Annotated in this window: 1 tRNA gene; it reads left to right on the top strand. The window is 52.4% G+C overall.

From position 1 onward, the window contains the following. Nucleotides 1–78 precede the first annotated feature (78 nt). A tRNA-Gly gene (locus tag E5A76_RS05895) sits at nt 79–154 on the top strand. The last annotated feature ends 132 nt before the right edge of the window (nt 155–286 follow it).

Below are 286 nucleotides of genomic sequence, written 5' to 3'. Positions count from 1 at the left end.
GGCTATGCAGCGGATTGCAAATCCGTGGACCTCGGTTCGACTCCGGGACGCGCCTCCATTCTCTTATGAGAATCTATTGCGACACTAGCTCAGCTGGTAGAGCGCAACCTTGCCAAGGTTGAGGTCATCGGTTCGAACCCGATGTGTCGCTCCAAATTAAAGATCATAGCGAAAGCGGTGATCACAGATGGTGTCTAACCATTGCAAGCAATTGCGTGCCCTGGTGGTGGAATTGGTAGACACAAGGGATTTAAAATCCCTCGGCGTTCGCGCTGTGCCGGTTCAA

The organism is Photobacterium lucens, from assembly GCF_009873615.1.
Taxonomy (GTDB): Bacteria; Pseudomonadota; Gammaproteobacteria; order Enterobacterales; family Vibrionaceae; genus Photobacterium; species Photobacterium lucens.
This window is presented reverse-complemented; position numbering and strand designations above follow the sequence as displayed.